A 20,383-nucleotide genomic window follows, 5' to 3' on the forward strand; every position below is an offset into this window, starting at 1 on the left:
GCCGAACCGCCGAACCGCCGAATCCCGAACCGCCGATCGGCCGAACCGTCGAACCGCCGAACTGTCGAACTGTCGAACTGTCGAACTGTCGAACTGTCGAACTGTCGAACTGTCGAACTGTCGAACTGTCGAACCGTCGAACCGTCGAACCGCCGATAGGCCGAACAGCCGAACCGCCGAACCCCGAACCCCGAACCGCCTACGCGCTCCGCAAAGCCTGCATTCATGCATCCTTTTTTGCCTCAAGTCCGGGTTTCAGAGCAAATGCCTGCACCCATACATCTTTTTCCGGCGATGAGCACAAAATGAGTACCCGGCAGCGCGAAAAGCCTGCAGCTTCGCAGGCTTTTGGTGCATCCGATTACCCGTGGCATGCAAAGCCTGCATTTTTGCAGGCTTTTTGTGTGCCGCCGCGCCCGGCTCAGAAGGGCCCATCCCGCAAGTTCCGAAAAACGGAGACGCGATACGAAATATCGCGCCTACCCAAGCCGCCGGAGGGATCGTACAATACATATTATTGAAAACACTTACATGATGAGAAAGACGGGAGGTTACCGCATGGAATCCCGCGCGGAGGTTCGGGAAGCGCCGCGTACGCAGACGCGTGCAAGCAGTGGCGGGACGGCCAAGTGGGCACGGAAGCTGCTCTCCCAGCGTTACCTTCAGGTGATGGCGCTGCTCGGCGTAGCATGGATGATCATATTCAACTACATCCCGATGTACGGCCTTATTATCGCCTTCAAGGAGTACAACATTATCAAGTCGATCGGTGCGGCGCCCTGGGCGGGACTGACGCATTTCAAGGAATTTTTCTCGGACGACCAGTTGCCCAGCGTCATTCGCAATACGATCGGCATCAGCCTGCTCAAGCTGATCATCGGGTTCCCGCTTCCCATACTGTTCGCCCTGTTCCTGAACGAGCTGCGCGCAGTCCGCTTCAAGAAGGCCGTACAGACGATTTCGTACCTGCCGCACTTTCTGTCGTGGGTCATCCTGGGCGGCATTCTGACGACATGGCTCTCGGATGTGGGCGTCATCAATAAATTTTTGCAGGCGCTCGGCCTGATCCATAACCCGGTCGATTATCTGGCCAGCCCGAATTACTTCTGGACGATCGTCGTAACCTCGGATATATGGAAGGAGCTCGGCTGGTCGGCAATCATCTATCTGGCGGCCATGGCGAGCGTATCCCCGGAGATGTACGAAGCGGCGACGATCGACGGCGCCGGACGCTTCCAGAAGATGCGGTACGTGACACTGCCCGGCATCGCCGGCACGATCTCGATTCTGTTCATTCTGGCGGTCAGCGGCATCCTGAACTCCAACTTCGATCAGATCTTCGTCATGCGCAATGCGTTGAACGACAGCACGAGCAATGTCATCGACATCTTCGTGTATCAGACGGGCATCTCGCAATCCCGCTATTCGTACGCAACCGCTATCGGCCTGATCAAGTCGGTCATCACGCTCGGGCTGCTGCTCGGCGCCAACGGCATTCTGAAGCGGCTGAACCAGTCCACGTTATTCTGAGACGAAGGGAGGCATACATCCGATGTTCGCATTGAAACGGAAGACGAGAGGCGAGGCGGTGTTCGACGGCGTCAATATCCTGCTGATGCTCGTCATCTGCTTCCTGACGGTCTACCCCGTCTGGTATGTGCTGGTGAACTCGTTCAACAACGGACAGGACGCCATGCGGGGCGGCATCTACTGGATCCCGCGGGTGTTCACCTGGGACAATTACGCAGCGGTCATCGACAATCCGGGCATATTGAATGCGATGGGCGTCACGGTCGCGAAGACGCTTCTCGGCACCGTCCTGCACGTCTTTTTCACGGCGATGGTCGCCTATGCATTGTCCAGGCGGGAGCTGGTAGGCCGCAATCTGTATATGATTCTCGGCACGATTACGATGATTTTTAACGGCGGTCTGATCCCGACCTTCCTGCTCATCCGGGACCTGCATCTGCTGGACAACTTCTTCGTCTATATTATCCCGGCGATGTTCAGTTTCTTCGACCTTATCATCTTCGTCTCGTTTTTCCGCGAGCTGCCGCAAGGCCTCGAGGAAGCCGCCAAGATCGACGGCGCCAACGACCTGGTGCTGTTCCTGCGAGTCGTCATCCCGGTCTCGCTGCCGGTCGTCGCGACGATCGCGCTGTTCCACGGCGTCTGGCAATGGAACGACTACTTCGCGGGCGTCATCTACATCACGCAGAACACCGAGCTGCAGCCAATCCAGACGTTCCTGTACCGGGTTGTCGCGCAGAACGATACGAGCCAGATGGTGACGGCGGCCGCAGGCGGGATCACGAAGTCGGTCACGTCCAACTCGGTGAAAATGGCGACCATGGTCGTCACGACGCTCCCGATCGTGCTCGCTTATCCGTTCCTGCAGCGGTACTTCGTGAAGGGACTCATGATCGGCTCGATCAAGGGCTGAGGGGCGGCGGTCTTATCCGTTCAGGCAACGACGATTTAACACATAGATGTACAAAACGATGCAAAGGGGAAAAAACATGAACAAGCGTTTTTCCAAAAAAACGATCGCCTCTACGCTGCTCCTTGCGCTGACCTTCTCGCTGACAGCTTGTGCCGGCTCCGGCAAGGGAAGCAACGCAAGTCCGGGCAATTCGAGCCCTTCCGCAAGCTCGCCGTCGGCCTCCGCCAGCGCGAGCTCCGATACCGGCGGGCAAGCTTCCGCCGACGCGGACGCGCCCGGCTGGCAGGCGGATGCCGCCAAGCCGATCACATTCGACTGGTACTTGAACTTCTCCTGGTTCCCGAACAAGTGGGGCGTCGATCCGACCTCCCAGTACGTCACGAAGAAGACGGGCGTCAACATCAACTTCATCGTCCCGGCGGGCAACGAGAACGAGAAGCTGAACACGATGATCGCCTCCGGCAAGCTCCCGGACTTCATCACGCTCGGCTGGTACGAGGACGCGGTCCGCAAGATGCAGGAGGGCAAGCTCGTGCTGCCGCTCAACGAGCTGGCCAAGGAATATGACCCGTACTTCTTCAAGGTCGCCGATCCGGCGAAGCTGAGCTGGTACACGCAGACCGACGGCAACGTCTACGGCTATCCGAACGCTTCGTCGTCCCCGAAGGATTATGAAAAGTACGGCACGAACTTCACGTCCAACCAGACGTTCCTCGTGCGCAAAGATATGTACGAGGCGCTCGGCAAGCCGGACATGCGGACGCCGGAAGGCTTCCTCGCCGCGCTCAAGGCCGCGAAGGAAAAATTCAAGGACGTTAACGGCCAGCCGCTCATCCCGCTCGGCCTGCACGAATTCACGACGACCGGCAACTACTCGCTCGAGGATTACCTGGCGGACTTCCTGGCGATTCCGCGCGATGTCGACGGCAAGCTGAGCGACAAGTACTCTCTCGTCGATAACGAGGAGTACGTGAAGTGGCTGAAGGTGTTCCGTCAGGCGAACCAGGACGGTCTGCTCGCGAAGGATGTATTCATCGACAAGCGCACGCAGATGGAAGAGAAGATCGCGCAGGGCCGCTACTTCGCCATGCTCTACCAGCGGTCCGATATGGCCGCTCAGGAGAACGTGCTGTTCGCGAAGGACCCGAACTCCGTCTATATCGCGGTCGACGGCCCGGCCAATTCGAAGCTCGATGCGCCCAAGCTGGCCGGTCCTTCGATCTCCGGCTGGACGGTCACGCTCATCTCCAAGGACGTCAAGGACAAGGCGCGCGCCATCAAGTTCCTCAGCTATCTGATCAGCGAGGAAGGGCAGAAGGATCTGTACCTGGGCGAGAAGGGCTTCTCGTACGATACGATCGACGGCAAGGATCAGTTCAAGCCGGAAGCGCTGCAGCTCATGCAGTCCGACCGCACCTCCTTCGACAAAAAGTACGGTTCGTCGTATACTTTCTGGATGCTGATGGATACGAACATGAACCTGCAATGGGCGCCGCCGAGTGTCGAGCCGGCGAAGCAGATGGAGGACTGGACCCGCGGCAAGACGGCCAGCTACTCGCAGTACGATCTGATCGACCCGCCGGCGACGTCTCCCGAAGGCATCTCCAAGACGAAGATCGACACGCTCTGGAGCAAGGCGCTGCCGAAGCTGCTGCTGTCGAAGTCCGACGCGGATTTTGACAAGGCGCTGCAGCAGTTCAAGGACGACCGCGCCAAGGCTGGCTATGATGCCATGCAGGCGTTCAGACAGAAGAAGTTCGAAGAGAACGCCAAGAAGCTCGCGGATTTCATGAAGTAAGGTTTTGACCAAGGACTGCCGTCCCATCCGGGACGGCATGTCCTTTTGGAGTTTTAAGGGATGGCTCCGACTATGACGGCAAACGGAAGTGACGGCATGCGATTCTCATGGAAAAAAACGGCGCGAAGGCTGGCGGAGCGGCAGGAGCAATGGTCGCTGCAGACGCGCCTTATTCTCTCTTACGTGATCATCCTGCTCATTCCGAGCGTGCTGATCTCGCTGCTGCTGTTCCAGCAGTTCGCGGGCAGCGCGATCGAGGATATCGAGAGAAAAAACGAAAACACGCTTGAGATCGAGCGGCTCAATATCGACAACAATATCGAGACGATCCAGCGCGCGGCCGATCTCAGCCTGCGTGCGGACGATCTCAGCTTCTCGGACCAGAAGGTGCTCGACTATATATCCCGGACGACGGAGCCGGATACCGCCGAGCTGGTCGACTTCAGCACGACGGTTGTCCCGGCGCTCAGCCGGCTTCAATTCAACAACCCGAATATCGCGCATATCCGCATTTTCTTCGACAACAAGCGAATCAACGAGATCTATCCGCTGTTCGTGGATGAGGCGCGGGCAGCAGGGGAACCCTGGTTCGGCCGCCTGACCTCTGCGGAGGAGCGTACCGAATGGTACTTCACGCCGAACGACCTGGATCCGTTCAAGTTGATATTCGGGCAGTCGATTGGCTCCGGGCTGCCGAAGGTCGCCTTTCTGAAGGAGATTATGTACCCGCTGGACGTCCATGCCGGCATTCTCGAGGTCGATATGCTGATGTCGAGCTTCTTCCCCAAGACGTTCGGCAGCAGCGAGGACGATATGTCCCAGCTTGTGATCGTGGACAGTCAGGGACAACTGTATTACAACCGGCAGCAGAAGCTGCTCGCGTCTACGGGCGTGTCGCCGGAGGAATTGGCCGGCGCCTTGCGCACGACGGGTGCAGAGCCGTCCGCGAGCTTTCGTCTGGCGCTCGGCGGCCAGCCGTTCCTGGCCATCACCCGCGACATCGAGCCGCTGGGCGTCCGCATGGTGAACATCGTCTCGCTGCGTCATGTGCTCGATAGCGCCAGGCAGACGCGCGACCGCATCATCGCGGCCAACGTCATGCTGATCGCGATTCTCGGGATTGCGACGTATGTGATGAATTCCTTTATTCTGAAGAAGCTGCATATTCTCGCCGATTCGATGAAGAAGGTTCGTCAAGGCGACTTCGCGTTCAATCTCACGGTCCGGGGTGGGGGCGAGGTCGGCGAGCTGGCTCATCACTTCCGCAAGATGCTGCGCAAGATCAACGAGCTCATCGCGGAAGCGGTCAACAAAAAGGCAGCCACCAAGGAGACCGAGCTGCGCTCGCTCAAAAATCAGATCGACTCCCACTTCCTCTACAATACGCTGGAAAACATCAAGATGATGGCGGAGGTGGAGGGGCAGTATCCGATCTCCGACGCGCTCACCTCGCTCGGGGGGCTGATGCGCTACAACTTGAAGTGGACGAGCGAATACGTGAGGCTGCGCGACGAGACGGCGCATATCACGAACTACGTGGCCATCATGAACATCAGGTACGAGAACAAGATTTGTCTGGCAGCGGATATTCCGCCCTCGCTTCTCGACCAGGAGCTGCTGAAGATGTCGCTGCAGCCGATCGTGGAGAACGCGGTCAAGCACGGGCTGCGGGCGCCGACGGATCGCGAGCTGATCGTGCGCATAGGGGCGGAGGAGCGCGACGGGACGATCCTGCTCTCCGTCACGGACGACGGACGGGGCATGCATGCGGACAGAGTAGAGCAGCTCAACCGCGCGATCGCGCAGGACGCCCAGGACCCGCAGTTGCCGGGTGCGAACGCGATGATCCGGGAGGACGGGGGCGGTATCGGACTCCGCAACGTCCATCAGCGCATTCAGCTCTATTACGGCAAAGAATACGGCCTGTTCGTGGAGAGCGAGGAAGGTTCCTATACGCGGGTAATCATTCGGATTCCCTACTTTATTTTGACGGGAGGCGCTGGATAATGCGAACGCTGCTCATCGTGGACGATGAGAAAAACATCCGCACCGGGTTGAAGGCGATGATCGAACGGCAGTATCCGGAACGCTACGCGGTATCGCTGGCCGCGGACGGCGAAGAGGCGCTGACCGTGATGAGAGGGACGCAGATCGACCTGATGATCACGGACATCCGCATGCCTGTCATGGACGGACTGGCGCTCATTCGGCATGCTGCCGAGCAGTCTCCGAATACGGCCATCATCATTCTGAGCGGTCATGACGACTTCCAGTATGCCAAGGAAGCGATCAAATACAATGTCAAGGAGTACCTGCTGAAGCCGATCGTCCGCGAGGAGATGTACGGCATTCTGGACAGGGTGGAGGAGGAGCTGAACCGGATCGAGGCTGCGGAGAGCCGGCTGGACGAAGCGGATCGGATACGGGAGGAGCTGATCGCGGCCCAGCTGAACTACATCTTCGTTCACCCCGCCATCGATCCCGCCGAAGCGGCGGAGCGCTGCCGGTCCGCAGGTCTTCAAGGATTGGAGCCCGGCTATTATACAGGCGCGCTTCAATTCGCAGGCGATCGTCGACAGAACGTGCTGGCGCAGGAGTTCATCGCGCGCCGTCCCGAGGACCGCCCCGTATTCAGCCTGGAGGATCAAGACGGCTATCTGATCCTGTTGACCGGCGAGCCCGGACTGTTCGAGCGGTTGATGCAATATCTGAAGGACAAGAGCGTGTCCGCTCATCATATCGGATTCAGCCGCAGGAAGGAGAGGCTCGAGGATATCCGCGACAGCTATTCGGAGGCGCGCTGGGCGGTCGGCTACAGCTTGCTGCAGCCCCGCGGCAGCTCCACGCTGATCCCCTACGAGAGCGTCATGGGCCGGGAGGATACGCTGCAGGTGCCGGTCGAGGACATCCGCAAGCTCGCCAATATGCTCGGTACGGACAGGGAGCCGGAGATGAAGGCGATCATGGTGCGGCTGTTCGATCTGAAAAAAACAGTCGACGTCTCGCTCGGCTACCTGGAGCGGCTCAGCCACACGCTGAACGAGCTGGTGTTCGACGATGCGTTCCGCAGGTACGGCGAAGAGTCCGTGGAGATCTTGCGGCTGTACAAGCAAGTGGGCAGCATTCACCGCTTTTCGGACATTCACGAATATTTCCGCCAGACGGAGAACCTGCTGCTCAGCCTGAACGATTATGTGCGGACGATCCGCTCGGCGCTTGCGGACAACCGGGAGATGAAGAAGGCCGTAGCTTATATCGATGCGCATTATGCCAGCGATCTCAACATGGCGACCGTATCCAATCATGTGTCGCTCAATTATTCGTACTTCAGCGAGCTGTTCAAAGAATACACGGGACAGAGCTTCATCTCCTACGTCAAGGGCGTGAGGATCGCCAAGGCGAAGGAGCTGCTGGAGCGGACGGACGACAAAATATTCGAGATCGGCCAAAAGGTCGGCTTCGAAAACGCGAAGCAGTTCAACCGCGTGTTCCGGGAACTGGAGGGGATCGCCGCATCTGAATACCGGGCGAAGCGGCAGGGCGCGGGGCATTCCGGTTAACAGGGCCGCGGCGTCGCACGCCATCGCGCCAAAGTGCAGGATACGTGCTTCCAAGCGCGTCCAGGCTGCTCTCTACCGCGCAATCTGCAGGATAGGTAGCCACAATGATGGCCTGTTTGATGTCTACCGCGCAAATCTGCGGGATGCATCGCGGTAGGCGGGCGTTTTCGCTAAAATCGGCGCTGTATGATGCATTATTGCGCGGTAGCTCTCTTGTGTGATCTGTCGGCTGCTCTATCACGCACAATTACACGATACATGTGCGCAGTCCGGTGTACGCGCTGGAACATTCGCCTTCTTATTCCCCCTGTCATCGACAAGGCAAAAAAGAAGCGGCAGCCATTGCCCTGGCTGCCGCTTCTCGATTCCCTCACTTCGCTCGCGTGAAATGATACAAATTGCTCTCCGGCTGCGGAATGTCCGGCCAGGTGCGGCCCTCCCCGTTGAACTGGGGCAGCCAGGGCGCCAGCGCCTCCAGCATCTCGTCGACCATGCTCCATACCTGTTCGGTGCTGCAGACCGCGGCCGTGAGCGGGTCGTGCAGCACGGCAAGCTTCACCAGCTCGCGATTGCCGGTCAGCGCGGCCTCGACGGCCATCTCCTGCACGCTGATGCTCGCACGGCAGGTAGCGGCGCAGGCCATCGGGAGATCGCCGATGTACGTCGGTGCAATGCCGTTGCGATCCACGTAGCACGGAATCTCGATCGTGCTGCCGTCCGGCAGGTTCGTGATCATGCCGCGGTTCTCGATGTTGAAGTTGCCGCGATACGTCTTGCCCGTCTCCAGCGCCTCGATGATGTACGAGCCGTGCTCCTCCGAGCGCTGTCCGAGCGGGATGGAATCGATCTCGCCGCTCAGCATCTTCGGGTACATCGCCTTGTAGTCGACGAAGCGCGTCAGGCAGTGCTCGAGATAACCCGCCGTCACTCCGCCGATCCATTCCTTGTCGTTGATCCACTTGGACATATCGGCGGATTTCTTGCGGTACCACGGCAGATATTCGCTTAAGTGTCCGTTCGACTCGGTCGAGTAATAGCCGAATCTGCGCAGCACGTCGATGCGGCACGGCTCTCTTTGCGGCAGCGTCGGATGGTTCTCGAACGCCTCGAGCAGATGGGGCGTCAGGTCCTTGCCCTTGTGGGAGACGTTGATGAACCACGTCTGATGGTTGATGCCCGCGCAAATCTGGTCGATCTCGTCCTGCGGCAGGCCGAACGCTTCGGCAATCTGCTCGTGTCCGTGCTGCACGCCGTGGCACAAGCCGACGACCCGGACGCCGCCGGCGCGCCGCACGGCCCACGTATTCATCGCCATCGGGTTGGAATAGTTGAGCAGCAGCGCGTTCGGCGCGAGCTCCCGCATGTCCTTGGCGATGTCGAGCAGCACAGGGATGGTGCGCAGCGCGAAGAACACGCCGCCCGGACCGAGCGTGTCGCCTACGCATTGCTCGACGCCGTATTTCAGCGGGATCTCGATGTCGTGGCGGTACGCCTCCAGCCCGCCGACGCGAGCCAGGCAGATGACATAGTCGGCGTCCTTGATCGCTTCCCGTTGATTGGTCGTCGGCACGATTTTAACAGCCGTCAGACTGTTCGTCTCAAGCATGCGCTCGCTCAGCTTGGTCACCATCTCGAGCGTCTCCGGATCGATGTCCATGAGCCGGAATTCGGTATCGCGGAACGCCGGCACCGCCATCAAGTCCATGATCAGTCTGCGCGTGAAGTTGATGCTGCCAGCTCCGATCATTGCAATTTTCAGCATTCGTCTCGACCTCCGTATGAAATAATTGCGCATTACTTCCTCTCGGGTAATATCATAGATTCCTGATATACGTGGAGTAAATAGCAGAATATTTTCGTCGGAGTGGGATTATATTGCGATGTTGTCTAGTCGATTAAAATATGATGATCGGGAATATCCCCCGTGCTGTCGCGGAACTGCTGGGGCGACGCGCCCATTAGCTTGCGGAACACTTTGCCGAAGTAGCTGCTGTTGTCGAAGCCGGAGGCGGCGGCGACGGCCGCGACGGGCTGGCGAGTCTGCCGGAGCAGACGCGACGCTTCTTCGATTCGGATCTTCGTCAGATGATGGATGGGCGTCACGCCGGTATGCTTCACGAACAGTCGGCAAAAGTGGTACTTGGACATGCCCGCCTCGGCGGCGATCTGCTCCAAGGTCAGGAAGCGATGATACTGCGTCTCCATAAACTTCAGAGCGGCGGTCACCGGCTCGGGAACGGTCCGGCCCGCGTCGGGCCTGCCATCGAGCGCGCGCAGGCAGGCGACGATCCACTCGTACAGGCGGACGGAGAGCTCATATTTGTCGAGACCCGTCTTCGTCTGCGCGTTCTCCATCATCTCCCACAGCATGGCGATCGGCTGCGCGTTCGGCTTGAACGACACGACCGGCCCGGTTTTTGCAACGATATCGTTCCAGTAGCCTTCGACATGCCGGCCCGCCGCCGTCAGGAAGATGAACTCCCAGGGCGAATTGCTGTCCGGACTGTAATAGTACTCGTGGTTATCCGGTACCGTGACGAAGAAGCCATGGTGCTTCGGAATGCGATAGTGCTTGCCGCCGCTCACCAGATGGCCTTCACCCGACAGCGTGTATTGGAACATGACAAACCGATCCCCGCGCGACCGACCGTTCCAGCGATAGACGGCGCTCGCCGTACTCTCCCAGCCGATCGTCCGGATCGCCATCAAGGCATCCGTCGGCTCCGCATAGCGGAAGCCAAAGTTTTTCCTGAGCAATATCGTACTACCTCCCTCTCAATTATTTACGATTGAATTGCGTGATCATATGGCATACATTCAGAAATATCAAACTTATATTTGCAAATATTGTACTACATGAGAGGTGCCGAATACGATGCCGACGATCGATATGCCGCTCGAGCAGCTAAGCGCATATGCGGGGAGGAACCCGAAGCCAGCCGACTTCGATGCTTATTGGGAGCGGGCGCTCGCGGAGGTAAAGGGGATCGATCCTGCAGTAGAGGTCGTCGAAAGCGACTTCAAGGTTCCGGGCGCGGACTGCTTGCATTTGTACTTCACCGGTGTTGGCGGGGCGCGCATCCATGCCAAATACGTCCGGCCAAAAAACGTCCCGGAGCCGCATCCGGCGGTGCTGCAATTCCACGGCTACGCCCATCATTCGGGCGACTGGATCGACAAACTGGGCTATGCAGCGGCGGGCTTCACCGTGCTGGCGATGGACTGCCGCGGGCAGGGCGGCAGCTCCGAGGATAAAGGCGGGGTCAAGGGGAACACGTACAGGGGACATATCGTACGCGGTCTCGACGACCATCCGGACCGGCTGCTGTTCCGCGATATTTTCCTCGACGCGGCTCAGCTGGCCGGCATCGCGATGTCGCTGCCGGAAGTGGATGCCGGCCGGGTGGGCACGATCGGAGGCTCGCAGGGCGGCGGTCTCGCGCTGGCCTGCGCGGCGCTTGAGCCGCGTATCCGGCGAGCGGCGCCGAGCGTCCCGTTCCTGTGCGATTACAGACGCGTATGGGAGATGGATCTGGCGAGAGACGCCTACGAGGAGCTGCGGACCTTTTTCCGTCTCTTCGATCCCCAGCACAAGCGCGAGGAAGAGATTTTCGAGCGGTTGGGCTATATCGACATTCAGCATCTGGCGGATCGCATACAGGGTGAGGTCATGATGGGCGTCGGGCTGTTGGACACCGTATGTCCACCGTCCACGCAGTTCGCGGCCTACAACAAGATCGTCGCGGGCAAGCGGATGGAAATTTACCACGATTACGTGCACGAGCGGCTGGCTGACTTCGAGGACAAGACGCTGCAATTCATGCTGGGTATGTAGCGCAGGAGGGGCGGCGTGCGCAGTGCGGTACGAAGAGGGGGCGACGCCGCCCCTCTTTTTTGCTATTCTTTTGTTTAAGCGGCGTGCCGGGTAGGTCCCGGCCCTGCCAGATCGCGGCGGAGGGTTGCTATGGGAACTTTTATGAAAGCGCTAACAATTTATCCCAAGCTCGTGCTGTCTTTTTTGCTCATGATCATCCCCATCTACCTGTCCAGCCTGTTCATGAACCAGTCGGGGCATGACGTCGTCAAGAAGCAGATATCGGCTTCGATGGCGTCGCGCGTCCATTTTTACCTGTCGTCCCTGGAGACGGAGCTGGCCCGGCTCCGCCGCCTCCAGATGGAGTATGTGAGCGACGACGATCTGCTCAGCCTGGGCACGGCGGTCTCCCGGATGAACGACTTCGAACGCTCGCGCACCATTCTGTCGGTGAAGAGCAAGCTTTATCTCCTCAAGAGCTCCAGCCCGTTCGTGGAAAACGTGAAGCTGTACGTCCCGGCGCTGGGACGCAGCATTATGGCCAACAATTACGACGATACGATTCCGGCGGCGGAGCTTGCGGCCATGCTCGAGCCGCGGAACATGAGCTCGACCGTCTTTGGCTTCCGGGACCGGCTGCTGCTGAGCGGCGTGTATCCGGACGCGATCTACGTGAACCGCAAGCCGGTGCTGGCCATCGAGATCGAGCTGTCCAAGGCGGAGATCGTCCGCACGCTCTCGTCCATGGCGAACGGGGAGCAGGGCGGAGCGGTATGGATGAGCGCCGACAGCGCTTGGAACGTGGCATCGGGCCTCAAGCCGCAGGTGCTGACCGAGCTGTCCGGGACGCTCGGGACCAAGCTGGCGAACGACCGCGCCTCCGCGACCGGCCAGTTCACGATGAAGACGGAGGCCGGATCCTTTTTCGTCGCCCATGAATATTCCACGGTCCTCGATTCGACGCTTGCCGTGCTGGTGCCGGCGGAGAAGGTGATGCAGCCGCTCAATCGCCATCGCGACTGGATCTGGCTGCTCTCGCTCATCGCGCTGGTACTGGTCGTCGCTTTCTCCTATTGGATTCACCGGCTCATCCACAAGCCGATCAAGCGGCTCGTCGTCTCCTTCCGCAAGGTGGAGAAGGGCGACCTCGGCGTACGAGTCTACCATCGCAACCACGACGAGTTCCATTACCTGTACAACCAGTTCAACCACATGCTCGGGCGGATCGAGTCGCTCATCGGCGAAGTGTATGAGCAGCAGATCCGGTCGCAGCGCTCCGAGCTCAAGCAGCTTCAATCGCAGATCAATCCCCACTTTTTCTACAACAGCTTCTTCATCCTACAGGGTCTGGTGCAGATGCGGGAGCACGAACTGGCCGACCGGATGTTCCGCCATCTGGGCAGCTACTTTCAGTTCATCACGCGAAACGGGGCGGAAACGGTCACGCTCGAGCAGGAGATGAAACACGCAAGCTCGTACGTGGAAATCCAGAAGTTCAGGTTCTCGGGAACGATCGAGGTGGAGCAGGAGGAGCTGCCTGCCGCCTGGGCGCAGGCGGAGGTGCCCCGCTTGATCGTGCAGCCGCTCATTGAGAACGCCTATTTGCACGGGCTCGAAAACAAGACCGGCGAAGGCCGGCTGCACATCGGCTTCCGGGAGGAGCCGGACGGACGACTGCGCATCGAGATCGAGGACAACGGCGAGGAGCTGGACGAGCTTCGGCTGGAGCGGCTGCGCAAGTCCGTCTCCGCGGCGGACCGCGCGATCGAGACGACAGGCCTGCTGAATATCCACCGCAGGCTGCAGCTCAAGTTCGGGCCGGACTGCGGGCTGTCGCTGTCGCGGAGCGCGCTCGGCGGGCTGAAGGCAGAATTGACGATACGCCAAGACAAGAAGGGGGATGCTACATGATTAGATTGCTCATCGTGGATAACGAGCGCTGGATCGTGGACAGTCTGCTGGACCTGTTCGGCCGTCCGGGCAAGCTCGATCTGGAGACGTTCGGCGCCTACTCCGCTGCGGAGGCGCTGGAGACGCTGGGCCGGATGAAGATCGACATCGTCCTGTCCGACATCCGGATGCCGGGCATGGACGGGCTCGCGCTGCAGCGGGAGATCGTGAGGGAGTGGCCGTGGTGCAAGATTATCTTTCTGAGCGGCTACGACGACTTTGACTATATTCAGCAGGTGCTGCGAAACGGCGGAGTCGACTACCTGCTCAAGACGGAGGGGTACGAGGCCGTCGTTGCGGCCGTGGAGCGGGCGGCGGCGCAGCTGTACGAGGCGGTGGAATCGCGGCAGTTGATCCAAAGCGCGGAGCGCCAGATGCAGTTGGCCAGGCCGCTGCTCGTGAACGAGTACCTGCTGGCGGTGGCCGGCGGCGATCCGGAGGCGCTTCGCAAACGGGACGTGCGGCTGCGCGAGCTGGGCCTGCCGCTGGCCGGGGACGCGGAGACGCTGCTCGTTCTCGGCCGGGTGGACGATTGGCGCGACGGCTTCAGCGGCGGCGACAAGCATCTGATGCTGTACGCCATCGCCAACATTGCCGAGGAGTACTTCGCCAAGTCGCTGTACTGCGTGACCGTGAGCTTCGAGCAGAACAAGCTGCTCTGGTTCATTCAGCGGAAGCCGGAGCCGGAGTCGGACGACTCCGCCGGCGAACTGCCGCAGCAGAAGGGCGATGCGCGGAGACGGCTCGTCCGCTTCGTCCAGGGTACGATCGAGACGATCCAGGGCGCCTGCCGACAGATGCTCGAGCTGAGCGTGTCGTTCGCCGCGGCTGACGAGCCGCGCGCCTGGGAGCGGCTGCCCGGCCAGTTCCACGCGTTGAAGCGTCTGCTCGGCCGCGGTCTGGGTCTGGGCCAGGAGCTGATCCTGCTCGATCGCCCGTCGGAAGACGTCGGCCCGGAGGCGGACGTCCGGACGCATGAGACGCGCAGCCGGCTCGACAAGGTCGGCGCGCTGGCGGCTTATCTGGAGAACGGCGAGAGCGGGCAATTTTTCGCCGAGTACGCCAAGCTGATGGCGCTGGGTGCCGCCGAGTCGGCGGGTGGCGAGCCGCTGAGGCTGGAGATTTATTACTCGCTCGTCCCGATCTTCCTGTCGGAAATGAACCGCCTGGGAATGCAGGGAGAACTGAGCGAGACGATCGATCTCGGCAGGCTGACCCGGTACGACGCGCATCCGTCCTGGCATGCGGCGGAGGAATATTTCGCCGCGCTTGCAGAGCGTCTCTTCGAACGCAAACGCGCCGAGCGCTCGGATCGCGAGGACGACCTGATCCTGCATGTCAGACGGTATGTGGAGCACAATCTGGCCGGGGATCTGTCGCTGACCCGCATCGGCGAGGTCGTCGGCTACAATCCATATTATCTGACCCGTCTGTACAAGCAGCTGACCGGCGACGGGCTGACGGACTACATCGCCGCCACCCGGCTGGCGCGGGCGCAGAAGCTGCTCGCGGGCAACCAGATGATCGTCCAGGATATCTCGAGGGCCGTCGGGTTTATGACCGAACAGTCCTTTTACCGCTTCTTTAAGAAAGAGACGGGCCTCACGCCCCAGGAGTACAAGGAGCGACTGGCGATATCCAAAACGGATAATGGAATGTGAAAATCGGCGAGTAGAGGGCGATTCCGCACCGGCTCTATAATGAGCTCATGCAAGGCACGAAGCATTCATTTATGAGCTCGAAGGGGGAACCGAGATTGAAAAAGAACCAACGAATCGCACTCGTCTGCGGCGTTCTGGCTTGTGCGCTCGCGGCAGCCGGCTGCAGCGACGGCTCGGGTAAAAACGCGGCGAGCACGGAACCGTCCGGCCAGACAGCAGGCTCGCCCAGTGCATCCGGCACCGCATCGGCGGCTGCGGAGAAGGGGGATCCGTTCGGCAAGTACGATCCGCCGATCGAGCTTCATGTCGCCCGGGCGGTCGACCAGACCTGGGCCTATCCGAAGGGCGACAGCATTGACAACAATGTCTGGTACCGCGAATACGAGAACCTGCTCGGCATCAAGATCGTGCACGACTGGACGGCGCTGACGAGCGAGTACAACCGCAAGCTGAACGTCTCGATCGCCTCCGGCAGCCTGCCAGAGCTGTTCTCCGTATCGGCCAGCCAGCTCAAGCAGCTCGCCGACGCCGGCCAGCTCGAGGACCTGACGGGCGTCTACGAGCAGTACGCCTCCGACCATACGAAGGAGCTGCAGCACGGCGACGGCGGCGCGGCGCTCGCCTCGGCCACGTTTAACGGCAAGCTGCTCGCCATCCCGGTCGTCAACGCGCCGATCTATGAGCCGAACCTGCTGTGGATCCGCACGGACTGGCTCAAAAAGCTGAATTTGTCCGAACCGAAGACGCTGGACGACGTGCTCAAGATTGCGGAAGCGTTTACGAAGCAGGATCCGGACGGCAACGGCAAGCCCGACACTTACGGCCTGGCGGTCAACAACTATTTATACGGTCCCATCACCTCGATCACGGGGCTGTCCAACGCTTTCCACGCTTATCCGCAAACGTGGGTAAAGGACGCCTCGGGCAAGGTCGTCTACGGTTCGACGCAGCCGGAGATGAAGCAGGCGCTGGCGAAGCTGCAGGAGATGTACAAGGCGGGCGAGCTCGACCGCGAATTCGGCGTCAAGGACGGCAACAAGGTCGCCGAGGATATCGCGGCAGGCAAGTTCGGCATGGCGTTCGGCGCGAACTGGAACCCGTACGTGTTCCTCGACGCCGTCAAGAAAAATCCGGGCATGGACTGGATGCCGTTCCCCGTGCCTTCGGTCGACGGCACACCGACCAAAGCGAACGTCGGGTTTTCTGCCAGCGGCTACGTCGTCGTGCGCAAGGGCGCCAAGCATCCGGAGGCGGCCATTAAAATGCTCAACCTGCACGAAGAGGTCGTGCACGGCTCGCGGCGCAACGAAGGCCAGTTCATCACCGTCGAGGAGAACGGAGAGCGAATCAATACGTCGCCGATGTCGCTCGTGCAGTCCGGCGTCTCCGACCAGGGCGTGCTGGATTCGCTCACTCTGCTGCGCAAGGCGATCGAGAACGAGGACGAGAGCCTGCTGAAGGACGCGCTGACGGAGACCGACAAGTACGGCCCGACGGTCGATTACCTCAAGACGGGCAATATCGAAAACTGGGCGGTCGCCCACCAGTACTTCGGCTTTGTGACCACGATGGACAATTACACCGGCGACCGGCTGCTCATGACCGCATTCGGCGGACAGACGCCGACGATGACCGACAAGTGGGCGACGCTCGACAAGCTGGAGAAGGAGACGTTCACGAAGATCATTATGGGGGCCGCATCTGTCGACGAATTCGATACCTTCGTGGCGGACTGGAACAAGCTCGGCGGCGAGGCGATCCTGAAGGAGATCAACGACTGGCTGAGCGCGCAGAAGTAGAAGCGAACGCGCGGACGCTCGAAGCATAGACAGGCGAAGGGGAGACGGTCCTGACCATTCTCCCCTTCTTCCGTTATGCCTTGAATCGGCGTCCGAAAGCGGAGATTGGGAAAAAAAGGCGGTGAAGTACGAAATGAAAGCGGCAAAATGGATGAGGGAATTGCCTTTGCACCTGCTGCTCCTGCCCGGCCTCATTCTGGTGCTCGTATACAGCTACGTTCCGATGCTCGGCGTCGTGATCGCGTTCCAGAAGTTCACGATCTTCAGCGGCTGGTTCGGCTCGCCGTGGATCGGGCTGGACAACTTCAAGTTCGTGCTGGATATGCCGAATACCGGCCAGGTCATCTGGAACACTTTGTTTATCGCCTGCATGAAGATCATCGCGGGAATTATCGTCCCTATCGTAGTCGCTTTATTGCTGAACGAGGTGACCCGTTCGTTCATCAAGCGCGGGGTTCAGACATTAATATACCTGCCCCATTTTCTCTCCTGGGTCATCCTGGGCGGCATCCTGATCGATCTGCTGTCGCCGTCCGAGGGACTCGTAAACCTCATGCTGGGCAAGCTCGGCATCGAGCCGATTTTCTTCCTCGCGGACAACCGCTGGTTCCCCGCGGTGCTGATCCTCTCCGACGTCTGGAAGGAGTTCGGCTTCAGCACGATCGTCTATCTGGCCGCTATCACGAGCGTGAATCCGACGCTGTACGAGGCCGCGGTCATGGACGGAGCCGGCCGCTGGAAGCAGACGCGCCATATCACGCTGCCCGGCATGATGCCGATCATCGTGCTGATGGTGACGCTGAGCCTCGGCAACGTGCTGAACGCCGGCTTCGACCAGGTATTTAACCTGGCTAACCCGCTCGTGTACGAGAGCGGAGACATCCTCGACACGATGATCTACCGGATCGCGTTCAACGACGCGCAGTACGGCGTGGCGACGGCCGTCGGCTTGTTCAAGTCCGTCGTGTCCTTCCTGCTCATATCGGTCTCCTATTGGCTGGCCTACCGGCTGGCGAACTATCGCATTTTCTAGAGAGAGGAGAGACTCCGCTTGCATTATATCTCCCCGGCCAGACGCATTTTTCTAATCGCGAACGCCACGTTTTTAAGCCTGCTGGCCATTCTGTGCTTCTTGCCCCTCGTCCACGTTCTGGCAGTGTCGTTCAGCGAGAGCGCGGCGGTCGCCGCCGGGCAGGTCACGTTCTGGCCGGTAGACTTTTCGCTTAAATCGTACGATTTCATCATCAGCAGGCCCGAGTTCATACGCTCCTTCGTCATTACGCTCGAACGGGTGCTGCTGGGCACCGCCATCAACATGCTGCTGACGATCATGATCGCTTATCCGCTATCCAAGGATGTCCGGACGTTCCGTATGCGCACGGTTTACGTCTGGATCTTCGTCTTCACGATCCTGTTCGGCGGCGGACTCGTCCCCTGGTACATGACGATCAAGTACACGGGGCTGCTCGATTCGATCTGGGCGCTTGTCATTCCGGGGGCCGTCCCCGTGTTTAACGTCATTCTGCTGCTCAACTTTTTCCGCGGCCTGCCCAAGGAGCTGGAGGAGTCGTGCTTCATCGACGGCGCCGGCCATCTGCGCACGCTCTGGACCATCTACGTGCCGCTGTCGCTGCCGGGTCTCGCCACCGTCGGTCTGTTCACGATCGTCGGGCATTGGAACGCCTGGTTCGACGGCCTCATTCTGATGAACAAGCCGGAGCACTATCCGCTGTCCTCCTATTTGCAGACGATCATCATCAATTTTGACTTTTCTCACGTGAAGCAGGAGGACTTGTACAAGCTGTCGGCGATCTCGACCCGCACCTCCAAGGCGGCGCAGATCATCGTCGGCGCGCTGCCGATCCTGCTGGCGTATCCGTTTTTGCAAAAATACTTTGTCAAAGGCATCGTGCTGGGGAGCGTGAAGGAGTAAATGAACGACTTTTTTTACCGGCCGGCGGACGGCGTGCTGGCGGACGTCATTCCGTTCTACGAGGACGGAGAGTTCAAGCTGCTGTATCTGAAGGATTGGCGCGACAAGGAAAACTTCGGCGAAGGGACGCCTTGGTTCCTGCTCGGAACGAAGGACTTCGTGAACTATACCGAATACGGCGAGGTGCTGCCCAGAGGCGGCCAGTCGGAGCAGGACCTGTACATCTATACCGGCTGCATCCTGAAGGTCGGCGAGCTCTATCATATTTTTTACACGGGCAACAACTTTCACTATCCCGCCCAGGGCAAGCTCCAGCAGGCGGTTATGCATGCCATCAGCACCGATCTGCTTCACTGGACCAAGCTTCCGGAGGACGCCTTCTATGCGCCCGCCGACCGCTACGAGCAGCATGACTGGAGAGACCCGTTCGTCTTCTGGAACGAGGAGGCCGGCGAGTACTGGATGCTGCTGGCGGCGCGGCTCAAGGAGGGACCGAGCCGGAGGCGGGGCTGCGTCGCGCTGTGCGCCTCGAAGGATCTGAGCAAATGGGAGGTGCGCGAGCCGTTCTGGGCGCCGTCGCTGTATACGACCCACGAATGCCCGGATCTGTTCCGGATGGGGGACTGGTGGTACCTCGTATACTCGACGTTTTCCGACCGCACGGTCACGCACTACCGGATGAGCAAGTCGCTCGCGGGACCTTGGCTGGCGCCGGAGAACGACACGTTCGACAATCGCGCTTTTTATGCGGCGAAAACGTGGACCGACGGGGAGCGGCGCTATGCGTTCGGCTGGAACCCGACGCGGGAGGGCGAGCACGACGAAGGCACCTGGCAGTGGGGCGGCAACCTGGTCGTGCACGAGCTTGCGCAGCAGGCGGACGGCTCGCTGACGGTGCGGATGCCGGATCCGGTGCGGGCGGCGATGTCGCGGCGGGCGGATGCTGCGCTGCATGAGGCCGTGGGCAGCTGGCGGATCGGCGGAGACACGGCGACTGTCGAAGCGCCGGATTCCTTTGCGGCTGCCGCGGCGGTGTCGCTGCCGTCCCGCTGCCGGCTGTCGGTGACCGTGACCTTCGGAGCGGACACGCGCGGCTGCGGTGTGCTGCTGCGGACGGACGAGACGCTGGACCGGGGCTACATGCTCCGGCTCGAGCCTGGGCGGCAGCGCCTTGTCTTCGATCGCTGGCCAAGAAAGGGAGACGTTCCCTTCGAGGTAGGCCTCGAGCGTCCCGTCGCGTTGACGCCTGGCGTTGCCTGCCGGCTCGACGTCGTGATCGACGGCACGGTTTGCGAGGTGTACGTGGACGACACGGTCGCCATGAGCGCGCGGCTGTACGACCACCGAGAGGGGGGATGGGGGCTGTTCGTCAGCGAAGGCAGCGCAAGCTTCGAAGCCGTATTGCTTGAACCGTAAGGCTCGGAA

14 protein-coding genes are annotated in these 20,383 nt (G+C 60.2%); 12 read left to right on the forward strand and 2 right to left on the reverse strand.

The genetic code is table 11. The annotated features are described in order from the left end of the window. The first annotated feature begins 558 nt into the window (after positions 1-558). The 5 genes from VQ071_RS01735 to VQ071_RS01755 all read left to right on the forward strand — a co-directional run bounded on the left by VQ071_RS01735 (position 559) and on the right by VQ071_RS01755 (position 7,801). The gene (locus VQ071_RS01735; RefSeq protein ID WP_340512107.1) at positions 559-1,530 is read left to right on the forward strand and encodes an ABC transporter permease; all 972 of its coding nucleotides are present in this window, start codon (positions 559-561) and stop codon (positions 1,528-1,530) included. Between the two features lie 22 nt (positions 1,531-1,552). After that, on the forward strand, positions 1,553-2,443 hold the full coding sequence (locus tag VQ071_RS01740; protein WP_340512108.1) for a carbohydrate ABC transporter permease: 891 nt from the start codon (positions 1,553-1,555) through the stop codon (positions 2,441-2,443). 76 nt (positions 2,444-2,519) lie between these two features. Continuing rightward, entirely contained in the window at positions 2,520-4,241 is a 1,722-nt protein-coding gene (locus VQ071_RS01745; RefSeq protein ID WP_340512109.1) for an extracellular solute-binding protein, read from the forward strand. 72 nt (positions 4,242-4,313) lie between these two features. Then, a complete protein-coding gene (locus tag VQ071_RS01750) occupies positions 4,314-6,248 on the forward strand; it encodes a sensor histidine kinase (RefSeq protein ID WP_340512111.1) in 1,935 nt (644 codons plus the stop codon). Next, on the forward strand, positions 6,248-7,801 hold the full coding sequence (locus tag VQ071_RS01755) for a response regulator (protein WP_340512112.1): 1,554 nt from the start codon (positions 6,248-6,250) through the stop codon (positions 7,799-7,801). The genes VQ071_RS01750 and VQ071_RS01755 overlap by 1 nt, the downstream gene beginning before the upstream one ends. Before the next feature lie 370 nt (positions 7,802-8,171). Here VQ071_RS01755 and VQ071_RS01760 read toward each other — a convergent pair whose 3' ends face one another. Both VQ071_RS01760 and VQ071_RS01765 read right to left on the reverse strand, forming a co-directional pair. Continuing rightward, positions 8,172-9,563, reverse strand: coding sequence for an alpha-glucosidase/alpha-galactosidase (locus VQ071_RS01760; protein WP_340512113.1), 1,392 nt, complete (start codon positions 9,561-9,563; stop codon positions 8,172-8,174). A 125-nt stretch (positions 9,564-9,688) separates the two neighbouring features. Further along, positions 9,689-10,558 (reverse strand): AraC family transcriptional regulator, encoded by an 870-nt coding sequence (locus VQ071_RS01765; RefSeq protein ID WP_340512114.1) that lies wholly within the window; start codon positions 10,556-10,558, stop codon positions 9,689-9,691. A 118-nt stretch (positions 10,559-10,676) separates the two neighbouring features. On the opposite strand from VQ071_RS01765, the gene VQ071_RS01770 reads away from it, so the two are divergent. From VQ071_RS01770 to VQ071_RS01800, 7 genes are all read left to right on the forward strand, one after another. Continuing rightward, positions 10,677-11,636 carry an alpha/beta fold hydrolase gene (locus VQ071_RS01770; protein ID WP_340512115.1) on the forward strand — a complete coding sequence of 320 codons (960 nt, stop codon included), beginning with the start codon at positions 10,677-10,679 and terminating at the stop codon, positions 11,634-11,636. Positions 11,637-11,777: 141 nt separating this feature from the next. Continuing rightward, on the forward strand, positions 11,778-13,526 hold the full coding sequence (locus VQ071_RS01775; protein ID WP_340512116.1) for a sensor histidine kinase: 1,749 nt from the start codon (positions 11,778-11,780) through the stop codon (positions 13,524-13,526). Then, positions 13,523-15,226: a response regulator gene (locus VQ071_RS01780; protein ID WP_340512117.1), complete on the forward strand. Its 1,704-nt coding sequence runs from the start codon at positions 13,523-13,525 to the stop codon at positions 15,224-15,226. Before VQ071_RS01775 ends, VQ071_RS01780 begins: the two co-directional genes overlap by 4 nt. A gap of 95 nt (positions 15,227-15,321) precedes the next feature. Beyond that, positions 15,322-17,025, forward strand: a complete 1,704-nt coding sequence (locus VQ071_RS01785; RefSeq protein WP_340512118.1) for an extracellular solute-binding protein — start codon at positions 15,322-15,324, stop codon at positions 17,023-17,025. A 133-nt stretch (positions 17,026-17,158) separates the two neighbouring features. Further along, the gene (locus tag VQ071_RS01790; protein ID WP_340512119.1) at positions 17,159-18,058 is read left to right on the forward strand and encodes an ABC transporter permease; all 900 of its coding nucleotides are present in this window, start codon (positions 17,159-17,161) and stop codon (positions 18,056-18,058) included. Between the two features lie 18 nt (positions 18,059-18,076). Beyond that, positions 18,077-18,958, forward strand: a complete 882-nt coding sequence (locus VQ071_RS01795) for a carbohydrate ABC transporter permease (protein ID WP_340512120.1) — start codon at positions 18,077-18,079, stop codon at positions 18,956-18,958. Next, entirely contained in the window at positions 18,959-20,374 is a 1,416-nt protein-coding gene (locus tag VQ071_RS01800; protein WP_340512121.1) for a glycoside hydrolase family 32 protein, read from the forward strand. Positions 20,375-20,383 lie beyond the last annotated feature (9 nt).

It is taken from the genome of Cohnella sp. 56, assembly GCF_037963805.1.
Lineage (GTDB): Bacteria > Bacillota > Bacilli > Paenibacillales > Paenibacillaceae > Cohnella.

Excerpts from the sequence above, each read along its gene's own strand:
- VQ071_RS01790 (WP_340512119.1), top strand. The coding sequence starts at position 17,159 with ATGAAAGCGGCAAAATGGATGAGGGAATTGCCTTTGCACCTGCTGCTC.
- VQ071_RS01760 (WP_340512113.1), bottom strand. The coding sequence starts at position 9,563 with ATGCTGAAAATTGCAATGATCGGAGCTGGCAGCATCAACTTCACGCGC.
- VQ071_RS01780 (WP_340512117.1), top strand. The coding sequence starts at position 13,523 with ATGATTAGATTGCTCATCGTGGATAACGAGCGCTGGATCGTGGACAGT.
- VQ071_RS01735 (WP_340512107.1), top strand. The coding sequence starts at position 559 with ATGGAATCCCGCGCGGAGGTTCGGGAAGCGCCGCGTACGCAGACGCGT.
- VQ071_RS01770 (WP_340512115.1), top strand. The coding sequence starts at position 10,677 with ATGCCGACGATCGATATGCCGCTCGAGCAGCTAAGCGCATATGCGGGG.
- VQ071_RS01740 (WP_340512108.1), top strand. The coding sequence starts at position 1,553 with ATGTTCGCATTGAAACGGAAGACGAGAGGCGAGGCGGTGTTCGACGGC.
- VQ071_RS01745 (WP_340512109.1), top strand. The coding sequence starts at position 2,520 with ATGAACAAGCGTTTTTCCAAAAAAACGATCGCCTCTACGCTGCTCCTT.
- VQ071_RS01750 (WP_340512111.1), top strand. The coding sequence starts at position 4,314 with ATGACGGCAAACGGAAGTGACGGCATGCGATTCTCATGGAAAAAAACG.
- VQ071_RS01755 (WP_340512112.1), top strand. The coding sequence starts at position 6,248 with ATGCGAACGCTGCTCATCGTGGACGATGAGAAAAACATCCGCACCGGG.
- VQ071_RS01775 (WP_340512116.1), top strand. The coding sequence starts at position 11,778 with ATGAAAGCGCTAACAATTTATCCCAAGCTCGTGCTGTCTTTTTTGCTC.
- VQ071_RS01800 (WP_340512121.1), top strand. The coding sequence starts at position 18,959 with ATGAACGACTTTTTTTACCGGCCGGCGGACGGCGTGCTGGCGGACGTC.